The organism is Shinella sp. GW821-FHT11G07 (assembly GCF_058808115.1).
Window position 1 is genome coordinate 32,219 of sequence record NZ_JBXARJ010000019.1, and the last position, 21,457, is coordinate 53,675.

A 21,457-nucleotide genomic window follows, 5' to 3' on the forward strand; every position below is an offset into this window, starting at 1 on the left:
ATCCGCTTAAGCTTCTTTCCTAGATATGAAGGAAGATGCCGATGGCGAGTGAAGCCCCAAAGACGGAGAGCGGAACAACCGCGCAGACACCGCAATTTGTGCATCTGCGCGTGCATTCCGCCTTTTCGCTGCTGGAAGGCGCCTTGCCGATCAAGAAGATCATCGGCAAGGCAACGTCGGACCAGCAGCCGGCCATCGCCATTACCGATACGAACAACCTGTTCGCAGCGCTGGAATTTTCGCAGAAGGCGATCGGCGACGGCATCCAGCCGCTGATCGGCTGCCAGCTGTCGATCGACATGGAAGACGAGGGCGAAGGCGAGCGCCGCGGAGGGCAGGCGCAACTTCAAAAGCTGCCGTCGATCGTTCTCCTTGCCGCAACCGACGCGGGTTATGTCCGCCTCGTCGACATTGTCAGCCGTGCCTATCTCGGCGGCGAGGGCAGTCAGGCGGTCCGCATCGCCTATAGCTGGCTGGAAGAGGAAGGCGCCGAGGGGCTGATTGCGCTCACCGGCGCGCGCGGCGGTCCGATCGATATGGCCTTCCTGTCCGGGCAGCCTCCCGTGGCGCGGGCGCGGCTGGATGCGCTGAAGCGGGTGTTCGGCGACCGGCTTTATATCGAACTGCAACGCCACGGGCGTTACGACAAGCAGCATGAACGGCGCATAGTCGAACTGGCCTATGCGGAGGATGTGCCGCTGGTCGCGACCAACGAACCCTTCTTCCCGGCACCGGACGATTACGACGCCCACGATGCGCTGATGGCGGTGGCGCACAACGCGATGGTCTCGGACGACAACCGCTTCCGCCTGACGCCCGACCACTACCTCAAGAGCCGCAAGGACATGGCAAAGCTCTTTGCCGACCTGCCCGAGGCCTTGGAAAACACGGTCGAGATCGCGAAGCGCTGCTCCTTCGTGCTGAAGACACGCAACCCCATCCTGCCGCGCTTCACCGGGGCGACGGATGATCCGGACGAGGCGGACCGTGCCGAATCGGCAGAACTTCGCCGCCAGTCCGTGGAAGGTCTCGAGAGCCGTATGGCACTGCTCGGCCTGACACCCGGCTATAGCGAGCAGGATTATCGGGAGCGGCTGGACTTCGAGCTGGGCGTCATCGAGCGCATGAAGTTTCCCGGCTACTTCCTGATCGTTGCCGACTTCATCAAATGGGCCAAGCAGCAGAACATTCCCGTCGGCCCCGGCCGCGGTTCGGGCGCGGGCTCGCTCGTCGCCTATGCGCTGACCATCACCGACGTCGATCCGCTGCGCTTCTCGCTGCTCTTCGAACGCTTCCTCAACCCGGAACGCGTCTCGATGCCCGACTTCGACATCGACTTCTGCCAGGATCGCCGCGAAGAGGTGATCCGCTACGTGCAGCAGAAATACGGCCGCGAGCAGGTGGCGCAGATTATCACCTTCGGTTCGCTGCAGGCGCGCGCGGCACTGCGCGACGTCGGCCGCGTGCTGGAAATGCCCTATGGCCAGGTCGACAAGATCTGCAAGCTCGTGCCGAACAACCCGGCCAACCCGACGCCGCTCTCCAAGGCAATCGAGGAGGAGCCGAAGCTGCAGGAGGAGGCGGACAAGGAGCCGGTCGTCGCGCGCCTGCTCGACATCGCCCAGAAGATCGAAGGCCTCTACCGCCACGCCTCGACCCACGCCGCCGGCATCGTGATCGGCGACCGGCCGCTGTCGCAGCTCGTGCCGATGTACCGCGATCCGCGTTCCGACATGCCGGTCACCCAGTTCAACATGAAATGGGTGGAGCAGGCGGGGCTCGTAAAATTCGACTTCCTCGGCCTGAAGACACTGACAGTCTTGAAGACCGCCGTGGATTTCATCCGCAAGCGCGACATCGAGGTGAATCTCGAAAGCCTGCCGCTTGACGATCAGCTGACTTACGAGATGCTGTCGCGCGGCGAGACGGTCGGCGTGTTCCAGGTGGAAAGTGCCGGCATGCGCAAGGCGCTGATCGGCATGCGGCCCGACTGCATCGAGGACATCATCGCCCTCGTGGCACTCTACCGCCCGGGCCCGATGGAAAACATCCCCGTCTACAATGCCCGCAAGCATGGCGAGGAGGAGATCGAGTCGATCCACCCGACGATCGACCATCTGCTCAAGGAAACGCAGGGCGTTATCGTCTACCAGGAGCAGGTGATGCAGATCGCCCAGGTCCTGTCGGGCTACTCGCTCGGCGAGGCCGACCTGCTGCGCCGCGCCATGGGCAAGAAGATCAAGGAGGAGATGGACAAGCAGCGCGCCCGCTTCGTCGATGGTGCCGTCAAGAATGGCGTGTCCAAGCCGCAGTCCGACCTGATCTTCGACCTGCTCGCCAAGTTCGCCAATTACGGCTTCAACAAGTCGCACGCCGCCGCCTACGCCATCGTTTCCTACCAGACGGCCTATCTGAAGGCGCATTACCCGGTCGAGTTCCTCGCCGCGTCGATGACCTACGATATGTCCAACACGGACAAGCTGAACGACTTCCGACAGGACGCCGGCCGTCTCGGCATCGCGGTCATCCCGCCCTCCGTGCAGACGTCTTTCGCGCATTTCGAGACCGGCGAGAACCGCATCTATTATGCGCTCGCCGCCATCAAGGGTGTGGGCGAAGCGGCGGTGCAGCACATCGTCCAGATCCGCGGCGACACGCCGTTCAAGAGCCTTGAGGATTTCTGCACGCGCATCGATCCGAAATTCGTCAACCGCCGCGTTTTCGAAAGCCTGATCATTGCCGGCGCCTTCGATTGCTTCGGGCATGACCGCGCCGCCATGATCGCCGGCCTTGACCGGTTGCTGGGTGCTGCCCAGCGCGCCCAAGAGAACAAGACGAGCGGGCAGGGCGACATTTTCGGCATGGGTGCTGCCACGGGGCCGGAGGTCATCACGCTGCCGTCCTATACGCCCTGGCTGGCCTCCGAAAAACTGCACCGCGAATTCCAGGTGCTCGGCTTCTTCCTGTCCGCCCACCCGCTCGACACCTACGCGCCCATCCTCTCGAAGATGCGGGTGCAGACCTTTGCCGACTTTGCCGTGGCGGTGAAGCGCGGGGCGACGGCCGGCCGCCTTGCCGGCACGGTGACATCGAAGCAGGAGCGCAAGACGCGCACCGGCAACAAGATGGGCATCGTCGCCTTTTCGGATTCATCCGGCCAGTTCGAGGCGGTGCTGTTTTCCGAGATGCTCAATCAGTACCGGGACCTGCTGGAGGCCGGCAAATCGCTGGTCATGACCGTGCAGGCGGAAGAGCGCCCGGAAGGCATCGGCCTGCGCATCCAGACGCTGCGTTCTCTGGAGGAGGAATCGCTCCAGACGCAGAAGGCCCTGCGTGTCTACGTTCGCGATTCCGGCCCGCTGCGCTCTATCGCCGCCCACCTGAACACCAAGGGCGACGGCCTCGTTTCCTTCATCGTCATCAAGGAGAATGGCCAGCGCGAAATCGAAGTGGAGTTGAACGACCGCTTCCGCATTTCCGCCGAAATCGCCGCCGCCATGCGCTCGACACCCGGCGTGCTGGATGTGGAGCTGGTCTAGATTCTTGTTTTGCCGCATAATCCGACGCCGAAGCGATGTCGCTTCGGCTGGACATGCCCTAGGCCGCCAGGGGGGAAGCAGGATTTCCCAAGGCGCGCTTCAGGTGTCGCGCAACTCTTGTTCGTGCGCCGCGATCTGCGCGTAGGGAACGGGTCCGTAGATTTCTCCCGGCTTCTGTCCCGCCAGGATGTACCCGGTTTTCGCTTTCGCCAGTATCAGGATTTCATCGCCTGCGGTCACTCGGAAGGCCGGATGGGGAATGCCGTCGTAGCCGCCGCAGGGCTGGATTGTGCAGTGGATTGCCAAGGGGCGGGCGCGGCTGAGCAGGAGATCGGCCGCTGCTGCAACGGGCTCCCCTGCAATGAAGGCGACGAAGCGGTCTATGTCGACTTTTCTCGCCGACCCGATAAGCACGGTCGCCGTCACGTTGACATCCCCGCCTTCAAATCGAAGCTCGTACAGGCGAACGTCGCCACCGTTGTAAACCGCGCCGCGCAGCCCGAAACTTGTCTGGATGATCCGGGCATCCTGATAACGCCCGTCAAGTGCGATCGTCTGCACGTTCCCGTCGTCGAGCAGCGTTTCATCTGCATCGTCAGCGGCCAAGCCTAGGGCGAGATGGGGGCGATCGGAAAGAGATTGCCGGAATGTCTCGACACGCGCCTTTGACAGGCGGGAGGATCGTTTGGGGTTCGACAGGGCGCTTTGATCCCAAGCCGCGTTGAAATCAACGTGCTCAAGGATGCGAATATCCGGCCATGTCCTCACCCAGGCTGCGGCGAGATCTGTTGCGGGGTCGTTCTCATCGGCCGTCCGGAAGCGTGCATCCAACCGGTCAAGCGCAGGGTCCCGTCCACCCGTAAAGCCGGTCTGAGCGGATGCGCTCTCCGGATTGGCGGCAACCCACAGGGCGAGTTCGTGCACCAGGGCGGCCTGCGAATGTGCACCCATCGCCATCAGACCCGCTTCGGCATTTGCGGAAATGGCTTGCACCCGTGCCCCGCAGTTATGAACGAATTGGCTATGCCCGCCGTTGCAAACCTGCGCGACGTAGAAATCTGCATGATAGAGATCGACAAGATGAGGTGGCAGCTCTTCAGGGCGATAGAAGCCTTGGGTGAAGAGGTGATTGACGAAATCCACCACGGCCGCAACGAGCTCACCGGCATCCGCTGCACGTTCGCTGGAAACCGGAACGATTCGCGACGGCTGGGGCGCGGTTGCACGCCTGCCGAACACCTTGCCGAACATGATACCTCCCTCAAACCTTGCGCACGACACCACTTCAGGCGTGAGACCGCGCCAAAGCCGGTCTCACTGCCCGCGTCAGTTCACGACCGTGATTGACGATTGCTTCTTTTTCTTCGTCTTCCTGCCGCTTTGAACAGCCGAGGCCTCCGCCTTCTGCACCTTCCGGGTCACGGTGATGAAGTCCGTACCGTTACCGGTCTCTCCGCCAGTGTCGATGTCGGAGATGGAGAGGGAGACGCCTTCGCCCATCAGACCGGAAATGCGCATGCGCGTGTCGTCCGGGATATCGAGACGGTCGAGTGTCCTGGCGAGCGCGTCCGGTGCGGATGCATCCGCTTCCGTCGCAATGCCGAGGCGTTTCAGGGTTGCCTTCGGGAGCTGGTTGTCCATGCTCACGCCGTACCATTCCGCCGTGCCCTTGTCGGCATCGACCGCGCGGGCGATGAGGAAATGCGTGCCGAGCGCGATTTCGGGATTGCGGATGGTGATCGGCGCTTCCAGCAGGGGTTTGAATTTCTGGCGCACGAGGATCTGGCCGTTCGGCGGCGTGCCCTTGCCGGCCTTGGCATAGACGGCGGCGATGAGTTCCGGTGTGACGGTGCCATCGTCCGTGAGGCCTTCCGTAAGCTGGAAGGCACGAATGGCGGCCACGGTCTGTTTGCCGTGCAGCCCGTCGGGCACACCGGCGTCATAACCGAGCGACGTCAGCAGGCTTTGGAGATCCATCATCATTTCGCGCTCGCCGCGGCGGGTGATGAGAATGCGGATCGGGTCGCGCTCCGTCCGTTCGATGACGGGGGTGATGACCTCCGGCTTCGGATCGGTCATCGCAACTTCGACGCTCTTGTCGCCGGCTTCGATCAGGCTGGGGCGCAAGCCCGCCTCCGAGAGCAGCGGTGTATCCGGCAGGACGACGACAGGCTTGAACAGCGCCGCGTGCAGGATGCGCTGCGGTACGATCTCGCGGTCGGTGATCAGAACGTGACCGCCGCGGCGTGTGGTGCTGAACAGCGTCTTGGCAAAATCGTTCGGCAGGCGCACGCAGCCATGCGAGGCTGGGTAGGACGGCACGCTGTTGGAGGCGTGCAACGCGATACCCGACCATGTCAGCCGCTGCATGAAGGGCATCGGTGCGCTGTCATAGAGGTTGGAAAAGTGCGTACGCTTCTTCTCGATGATGGAGAAGATGCCGGTCGGCGTCGAATGGCCGGCCTTGCCGGTGGAAACGCGCGACGTGGCGATCACCACCCCGCCGTCATAGATTTTCAACTCCTGCAGGTCCTTCGATACGATGATCTGGAGCGGACCTTCGAGCGTGCCGCCGAGCGCGGTTCCGCAGCTCAGCACTAGACCTAGAATGCTCATGCCAGCGGCGATACGAAACTTCATGTGACCCATCCGTACGCAATACAAACCGCCGGGAAGCGTAAGGCATCCGGTTTAAGGAAGATTTATGCTTCCGGCAGCCGGGGTTTGTTAGCCATGCCAATGCTGGGGAAAACGTGGGGCTGGCGCCGCTTATTCGGCCGATACGCGCCATTTTCAGAGCAAACCGGCCTCACATTTTCGTGACTTCTGATTTGCGTGGCCGGCGCATCAGTTCTTCGGCATCACGCGGGCGAGAGGTGACATGCGAATAGTCTTCGACCTGCCGCATAGAGTGACCGTGCATTCTCCTGTCGCGCAGCACCGTGTTTTCTTTCGCATTCGAATAAAACGTGCCGAAACTCTTGCTGAGCGATATTTACTTTAGTAGGGTATTGTTAACGAAGTCGAGGTTGCGCTTTTCTATGGTATTTGGGAGCGTTGTTTCCAGTATTCTCATGCCTGCCATCATTGCATTGATCGGTTCTGCGCTTCTGGCGTGGAAGGCGCTGGCGTGAGAGCGATCTTAGGGGGAAAATAAATGGCCACTGTAACCTATACAAAGTTTGCGACGGAATATTTTTGGGACGTCCTGTCCGAATGGCATGATTATAATCTTGCCGTCAGCAGCGACAAGAAAACCGTTACTTTCACCTTCTCGGATACAGAGGCCGGCTGGACCAAGAAACTGGTGTTGACCGGCACCGGCCTGACGATCGCCGATGGCCTGATCACCGGCGGCACGATCAGCGGCGTCAGCGCACGCAACGAACTGGGCCAGGAAATCTACAAGGTCGTCGGCCTTGCGATCAGGGGCTATGCCTTCCGCGCCGATAATCTCTACGAGGCGAAGGGGCTCCTGCTTGCCGGCAACGACACCATAACGGGCACTGCCAAGGGCGATGATATCGAGACCGGTGCGGGCAACGACAAAGTCACGGCTGGCGCTGGAGACGACTATATCAAGGATTTCATGGGAGCCGATACCTACGACGGTGGCGCTGACTGGGACGAGGTCGATTATTCGGAGGGTGCTCGCCAACACGGTTGGCTGCCGAGCAAGGGCATTTCGGTGAACATGGTCACCGGCAAGGTGGTCGATGCGTTCGGCTTCACGGACACGCTCAAGAACGTTGAGGGTATTTACGGCACGAACTACGTGGACAAGTTTGTCGGATCGAATGGAGACAACGAATTCGCCGGCTTGGCGGGCAACGATATCATCGATGGCGGCGGCGGCGATTTTGACGGTGTCATGTATCAGCGCGATTACGACCAGGGCGGTAAAGGCAAGGTGCTTGTCGATCTGGTGAAAGGCTACGCGATCGATGGTTTCGGCGACCGGGACACACTCAAGAACATTGAGGAGGTTTCCGGTGGCAGGTCCCACGACACCATTATCGGCAACACGAAGAACAACAATCTGCGTGGCGGCGATGGCAATGACGTCATCAGGGGCGGCGGCGGCGTACAGGACCGGCTGGAGGGGCAGGTTGGCAACGATACGCTCTACGGTACGAAGGGCACCAAGGATTTCTTCGTCTTCCGTGATCGTAGCGACAGGAATCTCGGCACGGACACGGTGAATGCTTTCACGGACGGTGAGGACAAGATCCATTTCCGCAACTTCAGCAAGATCGACTCCCTCTCCGACCTGAAGATCACCCAGTCGGGTGACGACGTGCTCATCACCTTCAGCCATGGCAAGATCATCGTCGACAACATCACGGTGTCGAAGTTTACGGCGGCGGATTTCCTGTTCGAGTAACGAAAGCGCTCAGGACCGGCCTTTACCAAAAGTATAGCCGGTCTCGACGCTTGCCTTGCCGAATTTGTCGCGCAGCGTGTTCATCGCGGCCTCTGCCGCCGCGCGGCGTGTGGCGGCGGGGTCGACGAGGTCCGGCGGGTCGGCGCGGCCGGGATCGGCAAGGTCGCTGACGCCGATGCCGATCAGGCGGTATTTTGTGCCATCGGTCTCCTTGCGCAAAAGCTCCATGCCGGTGCGGAAAATTTTGTCGGCGAGCATGGTCGGATCTTCGAGCTTGCGGTTGCGCGTTCGGCTCTTGAAGTCGGCGGTTTTCAGCTTGAGCACGACCGTATGGCCGGCAATGCCGGATTTGCGCAGGCGTGCGGCGACCTTCTCGCTGAGGTGGCGCAGATGCGCGACCAGTGCGTCGTAGCCGGAAATGTCGTCGAAGAAGGTGGTCTCGGCCGAAACGCTTTTCGCCGGATCGTTGAGATGCACCTCGCGCTCGTCCTGGCCGCGGGAGAGATTGAACAACCGCTTGCCCATCACGCCATAGCGGCGCATCAGGTCGGTTTCCTCCATGGTCTGGAGTTGGCCGACGGTGCGGATGCCGTCGCGCTCCAGCGTCTCGGCAAAGGCCTTTCCGACGCCCCAGATCAGGCGCACCGGTTTTTCGCGCAGAAATTCCAATGCCTCGGCTTCGCCGATGACCGAAAAGCCGCGCGGCTTGTTGAGATCAGAGGCGACCTTGGCGAGGAACTTGCAATAGGAAAGCCCGATCGAGATGGTGATGCCGACTTCCTTCTCGACGCGTTGGGCGAATTTCGCGAGCACGCGGGCAGGGGGATCGTGATGCAGGCGCTCGGTCCCCTTCAGCTCCAGGAAGGCCTCGTCGATGGAGAGCGGCTGTACGAGCGGTGTCAGTTCCTGCATCATCGTGCGGATTTCGCGACCGACGCGCACGTATTTTTCCATGTCCGGCCTGACGACGACCGCATTGGGACAGGCTTCCAGCGCCTTGAACATCGGCATGGCGGAGCGAACCCCATGGACGCGCGCGATATAACAGGCCGTCGAGACGACGCCTCGTTTGCCGCCGCCGATGATGACGGGCTTGTCTGCAAGGTCCGGATTGTCGCGTTTCTCGATCGACGCATAGAAGGCGTCGCAGTCGATATGGGCGAGCGTCAGGTCGTAGAGTTCGTCATGATAGACGAGACGCGGGCTGCCACAGCCCCGGCAACGGCGCAGTCCGGCGGGCTGCCCGGTCAGGCAGTCGCGGCAGAAGCCCGGAAAATGCATGGTCGCGGTGCTCATGATCGGGAACAAATATTGAACATCGCGACATTACTGCTTAAGTTCACGAGTCTCAACAGTCGCCGAGGCTGAATGCATGACAACGCACAGGCATACGCACATCGGCCTTTTCGGGCCGGGTGGTCAGAAATCGTTGCTGCCATACGGGCCCGAAAGGATCGCGTGGGCACGCACGACCGCTTCCGGCTGCACACCCGTCGCTGCGCTGAACGCCAGCAATGTCGGCTCGTGCTCCATCAGGAAATCGACGATGCCGGCGAGGAAAGCGGGATCGTTCACGGCGTTGCGGACCTCGGCGGGCGCGACACCGGTCAGGGCCAGGAAACGAGAGAGCAATTCGGGCTCGCCAGCAAGCCAACCGAGGATGGCGACGGCGGTAGCCTCCGCGTCTTCTGTCGCGGGTGTATCTTTTTGGCTTTTCATCGTTTTTCCTCGGGAAATTTACCTTTTAATCAACCAAGTGACGCTAACGTACTCGCAGTCGGGCTGGGCGATTTCGGCTTTGCCGCAACTTATCGATCTCCCAAAAGGTTGCAAGGCCGGCGAGAGGAACAGGGACGCACGATGCCCAAACAGGTGATGATTGTCGAGGACAACGAGCTGAACATGAAGCTCTTCCGGGACCTCATCGAGGCATCCGGATATACCACGATCCAGACCAGGAATGGTATGGAAGCCCTTGATCTTGCGCGAAAATACCGACCTGATCTGATCCTGATGGACATTCAGCTTCCAGAAGTTTCCGGCCTTGAGGTCACCAAGTGGCTGAAGGAAGACGATGAGCTGCACGTCATTCCGGTGATTGCCGTCACGGCCTTCGCCATGAAGGGCGACGAGGAGCGTATTCGCCAGGGCGGCTGCGAGGCCTATGTCTCCAAGCCTATTTCGGTGCCGAAGTTCATCGAGACCATCAAAATCTATCTCGGCGACGCGTGAGGCCGGCCAATGACAGCGCGCATTCTCGTCGTCGATGATATTCCCGCCAATGTGAAGCTGCTCGAAGCGCGGCTGCTTGCGGAATATTTCGACGTGCTGACTGCCGACAACGGCTACGATGCGCTGGCGATGTGCGAGCGCACGCAGGTCGATCTCATCCTGCTCGATATCATGATGCCGGGCATCGACGGTTTTCAGGTCTGCGAGCGCCTGAAGGCCAATCCGCGCACTGCCCATATTCCCGTCGTCATGGTGACGGCGCTCGACCAGCCATCCGACCGCGTCCGCGGCCTGAAAGCCGGTGCCGACGATTTTCTCACCAAGCCGGTCAACGACCTCCAGCTGATGTCGCGGGTGAAAAGCCTCGTGCGTCTGAAGACGCTGACGGACGAGCTGCGCATGCGCGCGGCCACCGCACGCGCCATTTCCATGGAAGAGGGGCTGGATGATTCCCTGGGCGACGAGCCGGGCGATGTTCTCCTCGTCGACGGGCGCGCCAGCTCGCAGGAGCGGATTGCCCGCACGCTGAAGCCGATTGCCGATGTCACCTCCATTTCGGATCCGCAGGCAGCGCTCTTCCAGGCGGCTGAAAGCAATTTCGAGCTGGTGATCGTCAATGCCAATTTCGACTCGTACGATCCGTTGCGCCTGTGCTCGCAGCTGCGCTCGTTGGAGCGCACGCGCTTCCTGCCGATCCTGCTGGTCGCCGAGCAGGGCGATGACGAACTGGTGGTGCGCGCGCTCGATCTCGGCGTGACGGACTATCTGATGCGGCCGATCGATCCGAACGAACTGATTGCCCGCAGCCTCACGCAGATCCGCCGCAAGCGCTGCAACGACCGTCTGCGCGCCAGCGTGCGCCAAACCATCGAACTTGCGGTGACGGACGGGCTGACCGGCCTGCACAACCGCCGCTACCTCGATACGCATATGAAGCTCTTGATCGACCGCGCCACCGCGCGCGGCCGCCCGCTGTCGGTCTGCATCACCGATATCGACCGCTTCAAGCTGGTCAACGACACCTATGGTCATGATGCCGGCGACGCCGTGCTGCGCGAGTTCGCCAATCGTGTCCGGTCCGCCGTGCGCGGCGCCGATCTCGCCTGCCGCTACGGCGGCGAGGAGTTCGTGCTGGTGATGCCGGATACATCCGCGGAAATGGCCGTGGGCGTGGCAGAGCGCCTTCGCACGATCGTCGAGCGCGAACCGTTCCGTATTCCCGGTACGGATGTCTCCCTGGCCATAACGGCGTCGCTCGGACTTGCCTCGCTCCTGCCTGCGGGGGATACGCCGGAGACCTTGCTCAAGCGGGCGGATGCAGCAATGTACGAGGCGAAGCGTTCAGGGCGAAACCGCGTCGTGGCGGCCGCGGCCTGAGTGGATTTTTTGGCTCTGCCGTGAGTTTGTCCACAGGCCCGTTCGCAGCCTAGGCGTTTGCCTTTAAATTCGGACAGTTGCCCCAAAGCGTTCTTGCTACGGCCATGGAGCGCTTTCCCCATCGCTCGCGGCAGGGCAAGTGGCGAAATCTGGCTATAATCCTACTATTTTCTTTTGGCGAACTTTATCAATGGGTTGTGTTTCGTACAATCTACCCGTGTGACACCGCGGCATTTTGCTTAGGTTGCAAGACATTCGCTCCAAGGTTGACGTAGCGTCGGCCGGCAGTGTTGTGATCCGGAACGCAACTGATACCCGCTGAAACAATCACAACCGCCGCGGTTAACTATGAGACAACGACACGCCGTTTGAGCGTTAATAATTCGTTGATTTTTTTTCCTTTTCGCGCGATGCTCAACTCATGGGCGGCAAACAAGCCCGCACAACCGGTTACCCCATGATGCTAGGTCCGCCGCATCTCCTGGGTCGTGGGGTCGGTCGGTCAGCTGCGACAAATACGGAATCCTCGTGCCGTCGTCGTGTCTGACCGACCCCCATTCAACGCCGCTCCCGTCAAGGGGGCGGCGTTTTTGATTCGGCCCGCCGGAAAAAGGTTGCAGACATCGGGCGCAAAAGAAAAGGCGCCGGATGTTTCCATCCAGCGCCTTTGCGAACCTGATCGGCTCCCAAGATTACTTGATCTTGGTTTCCTTGAATTCGACGTGCTTGCGGACGACCGGGTCGTACTTCGTCTTGGTCATCTTGTCCGTCATCGTACGGCTGTTCTTCGTGGTAACGTAGAAGAAACCGGTGTCGGCCGTCGACAGCAGCTTGATCTTGATGGTGGTAGCCTTGGCCATGGTCGTCCTGCCTTTATAAAAAAACGAAGCCGCGGACAGCCAGTCTGCTCTGCGGCTTAAATCTGGGCGGAAACTACAAATCGCGCCCGAAAAGTCAACCCCGTTTCGGTCTGAAAACGATCCGACCAAGCGAAAGTGCCAGGTAAAAGCCGAAGAATGCGGCAATTACCCAGGCAAAACCGTCATTACCCGAGACATCCATCGCCGCGCCGATCGCCTGTGGACCAACAACCGTGCCGACCGCGTAACAGAAGATGAAGGCGGCATTGGCTGCGGCGAGGTCCGCACCGACGAGTCGCGAACCGAGATGGCTGAGACCCACCGTATAGAGGCCGGCGACGCAGCCGCCCCACACCAGGAGCACCATGGCCATCAATAGCCAGTTCTGTGACACCAGAGGCAGCGAGAGCGCGCCGACAAGGCCGATGACGGCCATGATCGTCAGCAGGCTGCGGCGATCCTTCATTCGGTCTGAGAGCATTCCCAGCGGGATCTGGAACGCCATGTTGCCGATCCCCATGATGGTGAGTAGCAGGGCCGCCTGCGGCTCTGTGAAGCCCGCGCGAATGCCGTAGATCGGGAAGAGCGAGAGCCCGCCGACTTCCACCGCGCCGAAGATGAAGACGGCCGCCGTCGCCGTCGGCACGAGGAGCACGTAGCGCATGAAATGCAGTTCCGGCTTCTCGTCGATGACCGGGCTTTCCCCACGCGCGATGTAGATCGGGATCGCCGCAAGCAGGATGATGCCTGCGCCGGCAGCAAAGGGCAGGACGCCGTCGCTGCCGAGAATCGAGAAGAGCAGGGGACCCATGGCGAAGCCGAGCGACAGCACGGTCGCGTAGATACCGAGCACGAGCCCGCGCCGGCGCGGCGGGGCGGCGGCATTGATCCAGAACTCGGACAGGATGAACAGCGTGGTGATCGCGCCGTGGAACACCAGGCGCAACGGGAACCACAGCCAGAAATTCTCGATATAGTAGAAGCCGAGGCCGCTGATGGCGGAGAGCAGGATCGCCAATAGCATCGTCGTCGACGTGCCCCAGGCATGCGCAAGCCGGGTGGTGAAGGGCGCAGCAGCCATGGCGGCAATACCGGCCATGGCGGAGTTGATGCCGATCAACGTCGAGGAAATGCCGCGCTTTTCCATGATGATGGAGAGCAGTGGAAGCCCGAGGCCGATGGCGATACCGACTGCGGAAATGGCGGCGACGGCAGCAATGAGAGACCGCCAGTGGATGCTTTCCACTGGGCCGGAGGTGCCGGATTGCGGCTGCGTCATATGCGATCGATCCTCAAAGAAGGTCCCGCAGGAAGCGTCCGTGCCGGTTGCGATACAACGGCGCGGCTCTTCCGAAGGGTAGAGACTTGTCTTCCTGAATGCTTTTTTGAAGCTCTTCAAGGATCAATACGGTTATGTCGGGCATCTCAATGCCCTTGTGGTCAAAAATATCGACCCAGCGCAGGTCTTCGAGTTCATGGCTTGCCGTGGCGCCAGCCGGGTCGACATCGGCCTCGTCGGTGAAGAGCGTGAAGAATCGCGTATCGAACCGCCGCACCATGCCGGCAGGCGTGATGGCGCGCGCAAGGAACCGCAGGTTCGAGAGGTCCGGCCGAAACGGCAGCGCGCCCCCGGGCTGTTCGCCAAGCGACATGCCGACCGCAATACCGGCTTCTTCGTAGAGTTCCCGCAGCGCCGCAACGCCAATGGCGCGCAGGCGCGAATCGGAACATCGCGCGCCGGCGCGCAGGGCGAGCCGCTCGTTGGCGAGCGGGTTGAGCGGGTTCGAAACGGCAACGAGGTGATCGCCCGCATCGCGCCGGCCGCCGGGGAAGACGTAGACATCCGGCATGAAGACATGTTTGCTGCTGCGCCGGCCGACAAGCACGCGAACACGTCCGCCCGACCGGTCGAGAAGCAGGATGGACGCTGCATCGACGGGCCGGACAGCCGTCATGCGGTTCGGTCGCCGTAGGCGGGTGCGACGACTGCGTCGGTCTCTGCCGGCTTGTCGTTGAAGCCGTGCATTTTCATCGCCCATTGCAGGCCGATGACGCCGCCTTTGACGGGCTGCATCATCAAGATCGACATGACGAGCGCGATGGGCGTCCAGATTGCGAGGTGCTGCCAGGTGGTGAGCGACCACACGAGATCCGTCGCCATGTAACCGCCGACCACGACGTGGCCGACGATGGTGATGACGAGATAGGGCGGCAGGTCGTCGGCGCGCTGGTGCGTATAGTCCTGACCACAGGCGGCACAGTTCTCGACCGGCTTGAGGAATGCGCGGAAGAGGCGGCCGGTGCCGCAGGCCGGGCAACGGTTCAGCATGCCACGCTTGATGGCGCGGCCGAGCGGGCGTTCAGCGGGCGTGGCCGTTGCCGTGTCACCAAAATGCAGCGCACTGCCGGTGGTCTCGTTCGCCTGCATGATCAAGTCCTTCCTGCCGGCGGTCTGCACCGGCCTAGCGTCTCCCGCGGGGAGGGCGGGTCCCTGGCTGGCGCCGTGGTTCGCTGCCCTTGCGCCGGCCCGACTTGTGGAAGGAGCGCACTGCCGTCGGCATCTTGCGTCCTTCGCTCAACATGTCGAACCGGAGCGATCCGGCGAGCGGCACCGCTTCCGCGAGCCTCACGCGCACCGTATCTCCGAGGCGGTAGCCAAGCCCGGTTTTTTCACCGGACAGCGCCTGATGGGCCTCGTCGTAGATAAAGTAATCGCGTCCCAGCATAGATATAGGCACGAACCCGTCGGCGCCATACTCCGGCAGGGTGACAAATAGTCCCGCCTTGGTGACGCCCGAAACCCGGCCGTCGAACTCTTCGCCGATGCGGCCGGCGAGGTGGTGGGCGATCAGCCGGTCGACCGTGTCACGCTCGGCCGCCATGGCACGGCGCTCGAAGGTCGAGATTTCGGCGGCAATGTCGTCGAGCACGGCTTCTTCATCCGGCGTGATGCCGCCTTCGCCGAACCCGAGCGAGCCCACCAGCGCCCGGTGCACGATCAGGTCCGCATAGCGGCGGATCGGCGAGGTGAAGTGGGCGTATTTCAGCAGGTTCAGGCCGAAATGGCCGATATTCTCCGGGCTGTAGATCGCCTGGCTCTGCGAGCGCAGCACCATCTGGTTGACCATCTGCTGGAACGGCTTGTCCTGAGCCTTGGCAAGGATGCCGTTGAAATGGTTGGAGCGCAGGTTGCCGCCCTTGACCAGCGAGATGTCGAGCGTCTGCAGGAACTCGCGCAGTGCCTCCTGCTTGGCGAGCGACGGCGTGTCGTGCACGCGGTAGATCAGGACCTGCTTCTTCTTCTCCAGCGTCTCGGCGGCGGCGACATTCGCCTGGATCATCATCTCTTCGATGAGCTTGTGCGCATCGAGCCGCGGCGGCACGAAGACCCGATCCACGGTGCCGTCGTCTTTCAGCAGGATCTTGCGCTCCGGCATGTCGAGTTCGAGTGGCTGGCGGCGGTTCCGGCCAACCGTCATGATGCGGTAGGCTTCCCAGAGCGGCTTGAGGATCGTGTCGAGGATGGGGCCGGTCTTGTCGTCCGGTGCGCCGTCGATGGCCGCCTGCGCCTGCTGGTAGGAGAGTTTGGCCGCACTCTTCATCATGATGCGGTGGAAGGTGTGGCTCGCCTTGCGGCCCTCGTGGGAAAAGACCATGCGCACGGCAAGTGCGGGACGGTCGACGCCTTCCTTCAGCGAGCAGAGGTCGTTGGAGATGCGCTCCGGCAGCATGGGTACGACGCGGTCGGGGAAATAGACCGAATTGCCGCGCTTCAGCGCCTCGCGGTCGAGCGCCGACTTCGGGCGCACATAATAGCTGACATCGGCAATCGCCACGGTGACGATGACGCCGCCCGGATTGTCCGGCGACGGATCCGGCTCGGCATAGACCGCGTCGTCATGGTCCTTGGCATCGGCCGGGTCGATGGTGATGAGGGGGAGGCTGCGCCAGTCCTCGCGGTGCGCCATCGTCGCCGGGCCGGCATTCTCCGCCTCGCGGATGACCGCATCGGGGAAGATGTGCGGAATGCCGTGAGCGTGGATGGCGATCATCGAGATCGCCTTTTCCGAGGCGACCGAGCCGATCACACTCTTGATCTGTGCGCGCGCCAGGCCGAAACGGCCCATGCGCACGACATCGAGCTCCACGAGGTCGCCATCCTTGGCGCCCGCCGTGAACTCGGCATCGACATCCATCTCCTCGCCGCGGCGATCGATCGGCATGATGCGCCCGCCGCCGCCCGGCATGGCGCGGAACACGCCCATGCCGGAGTTCTTCCTTTTGTCGAGAACCTTGATGATCCGCGCCGTATAGGCCGGGCCGCCACGCTCCTTCGCCGGGAAAATTTTGGCGAGCACGCGGTCGCCGAGGCCGGCGACCGGCGCCTTGTCCTTGCGAGCGCCGCTCGACTGGCGGATCAGCACGGCGGGTGCGACGCCGGCATCGTCGAGCCACTCTGCCGGGCGACCGATCAACTCGCCGTCCACGTCGCGCGTGGTGATGTCGAGTACGGCGACGGGGGGCAGGGCGCCGGGCCGCACCAGCGACTTGCGGCGCTTTTCCAGAAAACCGTCTTCCTCGAAGGACTTGAGGAGCGCCTTCAGCTCGACGCGCGCCTCGCCCTTCAGCCCGAAGGCCTTGGCGATCTCGCGCTTGGACGCCTGTTCCGGGTGATCCGCGATGAAGCGCAGCAGCACGTCGCGCGGCGGAATGACGCCGTGGATGATCGGCGTATTGTCTGCCGGCGGCACGTCACGGCCCGCGCGACCGGGCCGCTTGACGTGTCCTGCCCGGCTGCGTGGGTCCCTGGTCATGTCGTCAGGCCTTCTTTGCCTTGGCTGCAGTTTTGGGCTTGGCGGCTGCCTTTGCCTTCGGCTTTGCAGCCTTGGCACCGTCGGCCTTCGCCTTCGTGGTCTTGGCCGCCTTGGCCTTGCCCTTGGCTGGCGTCTTGCCGGCCTTTTCGGCGATCAGCACCAGCGCCTCTTCCATCGTGACGCTGTCGGCTTCCTTGCCCTTCGGCAGGGTGGCATTCACCTTGCCCCAGTTCACATAGGGGCCGTACTTGCCGTCGCGAACCGTTATGGGGCCGCCATCCGGATGGTCGCCCAGCGTCTTAAGCGCCGCCGGCGTGCCGCGCGAACGCCCGCCGGGGCCCTTCGATGCCTTGTCGGCAATAACGGTCACGGCGCGGTTGAGGCCGATCGAGAACACGTCCTCGACGGTTTCCAGGTTGGCATAGCCGCCGTCATGCAGCAGGAACGGGCCGTAGCGGCCGAGCCCTGCGGAAATCATCTTGCCGCTCTCGGGATGCTGGCCGATATCGCGCGGCAGCGAGAGCAAAGCGAGCGCCTTCTCATGGTCGATGCTCGCCGGCGTCCAGCCCTTGGGCAGGCTCGAACGCTTCGCCTCCTTGCCATCGCCGCGCTGCACGTAAGGGCCAAAGCGGCCGGAGCGCAGCGTGATCTCTTCCCCGGTATGCGGGTCTTTGCCGAGGCTCTGCGGCTCGTTGGAGGCGTTCGCCTCCGCATCCGAACCGTTATCGGCGGAAAGCTGGCGGGTGAAGTTGCAGTCCGGATAGTTCGAGCAGCCGACGAAGGCGCCGAATTTTCCAAGCTTCAGCGAGAGTTTGCCGGTGCCGCAGACCTGGCAGATGCGCGGATCGCTGCCGTCCTCGCGCTTCGGGAAGACGAGCGGTGCCAGTTCCTCGTTCAGCGCGTCGAGAACATTGGTGACGCGCAGTTCCTTGGTTTCCTCGATCTGGGCAAAGAAATCCTTCCAGAAATCGCGGAGAACCTGCTTCCAATCGAGTTCGCCGGCCGAGATCTTGTCAAGCTTTTCTTCGAGATCCGCCGTGAAGTCATATTCGACATAGCGCGTGAAGAAGCTTTCCAGGAAGGCCGTGACGAGGCGGCCCTTGGTTTCCGGGATCAGCTTGCGCTTGTCGATGAGGATGTATTCTCGGTCACGCAGCGTGGCCAGCGTCGCGGCATAGGTCGACGGGCGACCGATGCCGAGCTCTTCCATCTTCTTGATCAGCGTCGCTTCGGAGTAGCGTGGCGGCGGTTCGGTGAAGTGCTGCGTGGCATTCACCTTCTGCTTGGCGACGATCTCCTGGGCGTTGATCTCCGGCAGGCGGCTATCTTCGTCACCGTCGTCCGACTGTTCGCCGTCTTCCTTCTGGTCGGTATAGGCGGCAATAAAGCCGTCGAAACGGATGACCGAGCCGGTGGCGCGCAGGCCCGCCTTGCGGCCGCCATTGTCGGCCTCGATCTCGACCGTCGTGCGCTCGATCTCGGCGGATGCCATCTGGCTGGCGATGCCGCGCTTCCAGACGAGGTCGTAGAGCCGCAGCTGGTCGGGATCGAGGAAGCGCTTCACCTGGTCCGGCGTGCGGTCGAAGGAGGTCGGGCGGATCGCTTCGTGCGCTTCCTGGGCGTTCTTCGCCTTTGTGGAATAGAAACGGGCTTTTTCCGGCACATAGCGCGCGCCGAACTGCTCGCCGACGGCGCGCCGGGCGGCATCGATCGCTTCCGGCGCCATCTGGACGCCGTCGGTACGCATATAGGTGATGAGACCGACCGTCTCGCCGCCGATGTCGATACCTTCATAAAGCTTCTGCGCCACCTGCATGGTGCGCGAGGCCGAGAAGCCAAGCTTGGACGATGCGGCCTGCTGCAGGGTGGAGGTCGTGAAGGGCGGACCCGGGTTGCGCTTGGTCGGCTTCGCCTCGACGCTTTCGACGCGGTAGGCAGCACCGTCGAGCAGTGCCTTGAGATTGTTCGCCTCTTCGCCGTTGCCGATCGATCGCGCCTGCAGGCGCTTGCCCTCGGCGGAAACGAGGCGGGCTTCGAACTCGTCGCCGCGCGGTGTCTTCAGGAGGGCAGAGAGGTTCCAGTATTCTTCCGAGACGAAACGCTCGATTTCGGATTCGCGGTCACAGACCAGGCGAAGTGCCACCGACTGCACCCGGCCGGCCGACCGCGCGCCGGGCAGCTTGCGCCAGAGGATCGGCGACAGGTTGAAGCCGACGAGATAGTCGAGTGCACGGCGGGCGAGATAGGCATCCACGAGAGGCGTGTCGATATCGCGCGGGTTGCGCATGGCTTCGAGCACGGCCGACTTGGTGATGGCGTTGAAGACGACGCGCTTGACCGGCTTGTCGCCGAGCACCTTCTTCTTCTTGAGAACATCGAGCACATGCCAGGAGATCGCTTCACCTTCGCGATCCGGGTCGGTCGCGAGGATGAGGCCGTCGGAGGCTTTCACCGCGTCGGCGATGTCCTTCATGCGCTTGGCCGAGGCGCTGTCCACTTCCCAGGACATTTCGAAGTCCTCGTCGGGGCGCACGGAGCCGTCCTTGGCGGGCAGGTCGCGCACGTGGCCGAAGGAGGCGAGCACGGTGTAGCCAGGGCCAAGATACTTGTTGATCGTCTTGGCCTTCGCAGGCGATTCCACAACTACAACTGTCATCGTCATTTCTCTGGTATCGGGCGCCGCACGCTTGGAAGTGCGGCGAAACGGGCGCATTGCGCCGGAAAGTCGTGCTTCGACATGAACAGGGAAAGCGTTCGGGTCAAGAGGCGGAACGGAAATTAGTGGGATACAACGCGATGCAACCAAAGGGAGCGCAATCGGTTGTTGCAATTCTAAATAATCGTTGTATCGTTTCCTAGGTGTAGGAATTACAACCTATCGGCGATTCTCCTCATGGACGCAACGGACAAGCCATGAACCCGAAACCAGCCCGACCCGCCTTGCCGCCCCACACGGCAGAAGAGAACATCGCCTACATCCGGCAGATGCTGGGCGAACTGCGCACCGTCGCAAACAACGAAGGCGCGGACATGCTGCGCTACATGATCGAGATGGCCTATGTCGAAGCCGGCGACATCCTGGCCGGCTTGCGGCCGATGTCAATCCGGGGCCATCGAGACCCGGCCATCGGCATGCCGCTCAAGTCGACCGGCAAGATCAAGTTCTAGAAGAACGAGGTAGACGGCCGACGCTCCGACACCGGTGTGCCGGATGATTTCGTCGATCTCGGCCGGCACCTGGCTCAAAGCCTCCGCAATCCGCTCCCGTTCGCCATCGCTCGGCGGCAACCGCAGGCCGGGTGACCCTTCGTCCGCAGGCTCGCCGGCGCCAGACTGTTGCGTGAAGAGGTCCGGCTCCGAGAGCGGCCGCAGGCCTTCCAGCACATCCTCCGGCGTTGTTATGATCGTCGCGCCGTCCTTTAGCAGGCCGTTCGTGCCCTCGCAGCGCGGGTCGAGCGGCGAGCCGGGCACTGCAAACACCAGTCGGCCGAAATCCGCAGCATTGCGCGCCGTGATCAGCGAGCCAGAGCGCACCGCCGCCTCCACCACGACGAGACCGAGCGACATGCCGGCGATCAGCCGGTTGCGGCGCGGGAAATCCCGCGCGCGAGGTTCCCAGCCAAACGGCATTTCGCTCACCGCAAGACCGGCCCCGGCCGTGAGTTCATCAAGCAGCCCGATGTTTTCCGGCGGATAGGGTTTGTCGAGGCCGCCGGCCATGGCGGCGATGGTGCCGGTGTCGAGGCTTGCGCGATGGGCGGCCGTATCGATGCCGCGGGCAAGGCCAGAGACGATCGTATAACCCACGCGGCCGATCTCCCGCGCCAGCATGCCGGCGAACTTCATGCCGGAGATCGAGGCGTTGCGCGCGCCGACAATGCCAACGGCCGGTGCCGTCGCGACCTTGCGGTTGCCTTTGACAGCCAGCAACGGCGGGGCTCCGGCAATCTGGCGCAGCAGCGGTGGGTAGTCCGGTTCACCGATGCCGATGAAGACCGCACCGTGCCGGTCGGCAATTTCCAGTTCGCGTTCGGCTTCGGCCTTGCTGGCAACGCGGATGACGCGCGATGCGCCGCCGCGGCGCGACAGTTCCGGCAGCATGTCCAGCGCAGTTTCGGCGCTGCCGAAGTTGTTGATCAGGTCACGAAAGGTGGCTGGACCGACATTGTCGCTGCGGATCAGCCGCAGCCAGGCGATCCTCTGTCTTTCCGTCAGCGCAATTCCCCGTGTGCCTGCGCTGCGGTCGTCCAT

The 21,457-nt window shown here is 62.4% G+C and carries 16 protein-coding genes; 5 read left to right on the forward strand and 11 right to left on the reverse strand.

Annotated features, from left to right (window positions below; genetic code table 11):
* The first annotated feature begins 41 nt into the window (after nucleotides 1-41).
* Entirely contained in the window at nucleotides 42-3,539 is a 3,498-nt protein-coding gene (gene dnaE / locus AC1RT2_RS27940) for a DNA polymerase III subunit alpha (RefSeq protein WP_493107223.1), read from the forward strand.
* A gap of 99 nt (nucleotides 3,540-3,638) precedes the next feature.
* Here dnaE and AC1RT2_RS27945 read toward each other — a convergent pair whose 3' ends face one another.
* Together AC1RT2_RS27945 and AC1RT2_RS27950 are read right to left on the reverse strand one after the other, a co-directional pair.
* Nucleotides 3,639-4,790: a DMP19 family protein gene (locus tag AC1RT2_RS27945; protein ID WP_493107225.1), complete on the reverse strand. Its 1,152-nt coding sequence runs from the start codon at nucleotides 4,788-4,790 to the stop codon at nucleotides 3,639-3,641.
* Between the two features lie 75 nt (nucleotides 4,791-4,865).
* Nucleotides 4,866-6,179: a L,D-transpeptidase family protein gene (locus AC1RT2_RS27950; protein WP_493107227.1), complete on the reverse strand. Its 1,314-nt coding sequence runs from the start codon at nucleotides 6,177-6,179 to the stop codon at nucleotides 4,866-4,868.
* Nucleotides 6,180-6,696: 517 nt separating this feature from the next.
* On the opposite strand from AC1RT2_RS27950, the gene AC1RT2_RS27955 reads away from it, so the two are divergent.
* On the forward strand, nucleotides 6,697-7,923 hold the full coding sequence (locus tag AC1RT2_RS27955) for a hypothetical protein (protein ID WP_493107229.1): 1,227 nt from the start codon (nucleotides 6,697-6,699) through the stop codon (nucleotides 7,921-7,923).
* 9 nt (nucleotides 7,924-7,932) lie between these two features.
* Here AC1RT2_RS27955 and AC1RT2_RS27960 read toward each other — a convergent pair whose 3' ends face one another.
* Both AC1RT2_RS27960 and AC1RT2_RS27965 read right to left on the reverse strand, forming a co-directional pair.
* Nucleotides 7,933-9,219 carry a DNA polymerase IV gene (locus tag AC1RT2_RS27960; protein ID WP_493107231.1) on the reverse strand — a complete coding sequence of 429 codons (1,287 nt, stop codon included), beginning with the start codon at nucleotides 9,217-9,219 and terminating at the stop codon, nucleotides 7,933-7,935.
* A 123-nt stretch (nucleotides 9,220-9,342) separates the two neighbouring features.
* Nucleotides 9,343-9,642, reverse strand: coding sequence for a DUF3572 domain-containing protein (locus AC1RT2_RS27965; RefSeq protein ID WP_493107233.1), 300 nt, complete (start codon nucleotides 9,640-9,642; stop codon nucleotides 9,343-9,345).
* Between the two features lie 141 nt (nucleotides 9,643-9,783).
* Between AC1RT2_RS27965 and AC1RT2_RS27970 the strand changes: the two genes are divergently transcribed.
* Nucleotides 9,784-10,155: a response regulator gene (locus AC1RT2_RS27970; RefSeq protein ID WP_493107234.1), complete on the forward strand. Its 372-nt coding sequence runs from the start codon at nucleotides 9,784-9,786 to the stop codon at nucleotides 10,153-10,155.
* 9 nt (nucleotides 10,156-10,164) lie between these two features.
* Nucleotides 10,165-11,532 carry a PleD family two-component system response regulator gene (locus AC1RT2_RS27975; protein ID WP_069059093.1) on the forward strand — a complete coding sequence of 456 codons (1,368 nt, stop codon included), beginning with the start codon at nucleotides 10,165-10,167 and terminating at the stop codon, nucleotides 11,530-11,532.
* 692 nt (nucleotides 11,533-12,224) lie between these two features.
* Here the strand turns inward: AC1RT2_RS27975 and rpmG are convergent.
* The 6 genes from rpmG to topA form a co-directional block, all read right to left on the reverse strand.
* Nucleotides 12,225-12,392 carry a 50S ribosomal protein L33 gene (gene rpmG, locus AC1RT2_RS27980; protein WP_069059092.1) on the reverse strand — a complete coding sequence of 56 codons (168 nt, stop codon included), beginning with the start codon at nucleotides 12,390-12,392 and terminating at the stop codon, nucleotides 12,225-12,227.
* Nucleotides 12,393-12,486: 94 nt separating this feature from the next.
* The gene (locus AC1RT2_RS27985; RefSeq protein WP_069059091.1) at nucleotides 12,487-13,671 is read right to left on the reverse strand and encodes an MFS transporter; all 1,185 of its coding nucleotides are present in this window, start codon (nucleotides 13,669-13,671) and stop codon (nucleotides 12,487-12,489) included.
* 13 nt (nucleotides 13,672-13,684) lie between these two features.
* Entirely contained in the window at nucleotides 13,685-14,347 is a 663-nt protein-coding gene (locus AC1RT2_RS27990) for an NUDIX hydrolase (RefSeq protein WP_493107237.1), read from the reverse strand.
* Complete coding sequence (locus tag AC1RT2_RS27995; RefSeq protein WP_069061434.1) at nucleotides 14,344-14,820, reverse strand: DUF983 domain-containing protein; 477 nt, start codon at nucleotides 14,818-14,820, stop codon at nucleotides 14,344-14,346. The genes AC1RT2_RS27990 and AC1RT2_RS27995 overlap by 4 nt, the downstream gene beginning before the upstream one ends.
* A 34-nt stretch (nucleotides 14,821-14,854) precedes the next feature.
* Nucleotides 14,855-17,206, reverse strand: coding sequence for a ribonuclease R (gene rnr, locus AC1RT2_RS28000; RefSeq protein ID WP_493107239.1), 2,352 nt, complete (start codon nucleotides 17,204-17,206; stop codon nucleotides 14,855-14,857).
* Nucleotides 17,207-17,210: 4 nt separating this feature from the next.
* A complete protein-coding gene (gene topA, locus AC1RT2_RS28005) occupies nucleotides 17,211-19,862 on the reverse strand; it encodes a type I DNA topoisomerase (RefSeq protein ID WP_069061433.1) in 2,652 nt (883 codons plus the stop codon).
* 257 nt (nucleotides 19,863-20,119) lie between these two features.
* On the opposite strand from topA, the gene AC1RT2_RS28010 reads away from it, so the two are divergent.
* Nucleotides 20,120-20,374 (forward strand): hypothetical protein, encoded by a 255-nt coding sequence (locus AC1RT2_RS28010; protein WP_069059088.1) that lies wholly within the window; start codon nucleotides 20,120-20,122, stop codon nucleotides 20,372-20,374.
* On the opposite strand, the gene dprA is transcribed toward AC1RT2_RS28010, so the two are convergent.
* Entirely contained in the window at nucleotides 20,306-21,457 is a 1,152-nt protein-coding gene (gene dprA, locus AC1RT2_RS28015; RefSeq protein ID WP_493107242.1) for a DNA-processing protein DprA, read from the reverse strand. The genes AC1RT2_RS28010 and dprA overlap by 69 nt on opposite strands.

Bases quoted from the DNA above. Each gene is read 5' to 3' on its own strand.
- dnaE (WP_493107223.1), top strand. From the start codon at position 42: ATGGCGAGTGAAGCCCCAAAGACGGAGAGCGGAACAACCGCGCAGACA.
- AC1RT2_RS27945 (WP_493107225.1), bottom strand. From the start codon at position 4,790: ATGTTCGGCAAGGTGTTCGGCAGGCGTGCAACCGCGCCCCAGCCGTCG.
- AC1RT2_RS27950 (WP_493107227.1), bottom strand. From the start codon at position 6,179: ATGAAGTTTCGTATCGCCGCTGGCATGAGCATTCTAGGTCTAGTGCTG.
- AC1RT2_RS27955 (WP_493107229.1), top strand. From the start codon at position 6,697: ATGGCCACTGTAACCTATACAAAGTTTGCGACGGAATATTTTTGGGAC.
- AC1RT2_RS27960 (WP_493107231.1), bottom strand. From the start codon at position 9,219: ATGAGCACCGCGACCATGCATTTTCCGGGCTTCTGCCGCGACTGCCTG.
- AC1RT2_RS27965 (WP_493107233.1), bottom strand. From the start codon at position 9,642: ATGAAAAGCCAAAAAGATACACCCGCGACAGAAGACGCGGAGGCTACC.
- AC1RT2_RS27970 (WP_493107234.1), top strand. From the start codon at position 9,784: ATGCCCAAACAGGTGATGATTGTCGAGGACAACGAGCTGAACATGAAG.
- AC1RT2_RS27975 (WP_069059093.1), top strand. From the start codon at position 10,165: ATGACAGCGCGCATTCTCGTCGTCGATGATATTCCCGCCAATGTGAAG.
- rpmG (WP_069059092.1), bottom strand. From the start codon at position 12,392: ATGGCCAAGGCTACCACCATCAAGATCAAGCTGCTGTCGACGGCCGAC.
- AC1RT2_RS27985 (WP_069059091.1), bottom strand. From the start codon at position 13,671: ATGACGCAGCCGCAATCCGGCACCTCCGGCCCAGTGGAAAGCATCCAC.
- AC1RT2_RS27990 (WP_493107237.1), bottom strand. From the start codon at position 14,347: ATGACGGCTGTCCGGCCCGTCGATGCAGCGTCCATCCTGCTTCTCGAC.
- AC1RT2_RS27995 (WP_069061434.1), bottom strand. From the start codon at position 14,820: ATGCAGGCGAACGAGACCACCGGCAGTGCGCTGCATTTTGGTGACACG.
- rnr (WP_493107239.1), bottom strand. From the start codon at position 17,206: ATGACCAGGGACCCACGCAGCCGGGCAGGACACGTCAAGCGGCCCGGT.
- topA (WP_069061433.1), bottom strand. From the start codon at position 19,862: ATGACAGTTGTAGTTGTGGAATCGCCTGCGAAGGCCAAGACGATCAAC.
- AC1RT2_RS28010 (WP_069059088.1), top strand. From the start codon at position 20,120: ATGAACCCGAAACCAGCCCGACCCGCCTTGCCGCCCCACACGGCAGAA.
- dprA (WP_493107242.1), bottom strand. From the start codon at position 21,457: ATGGACGACCGCAGCGCAGGCACACGGGGAATTGCGCTGACGGAAAGA.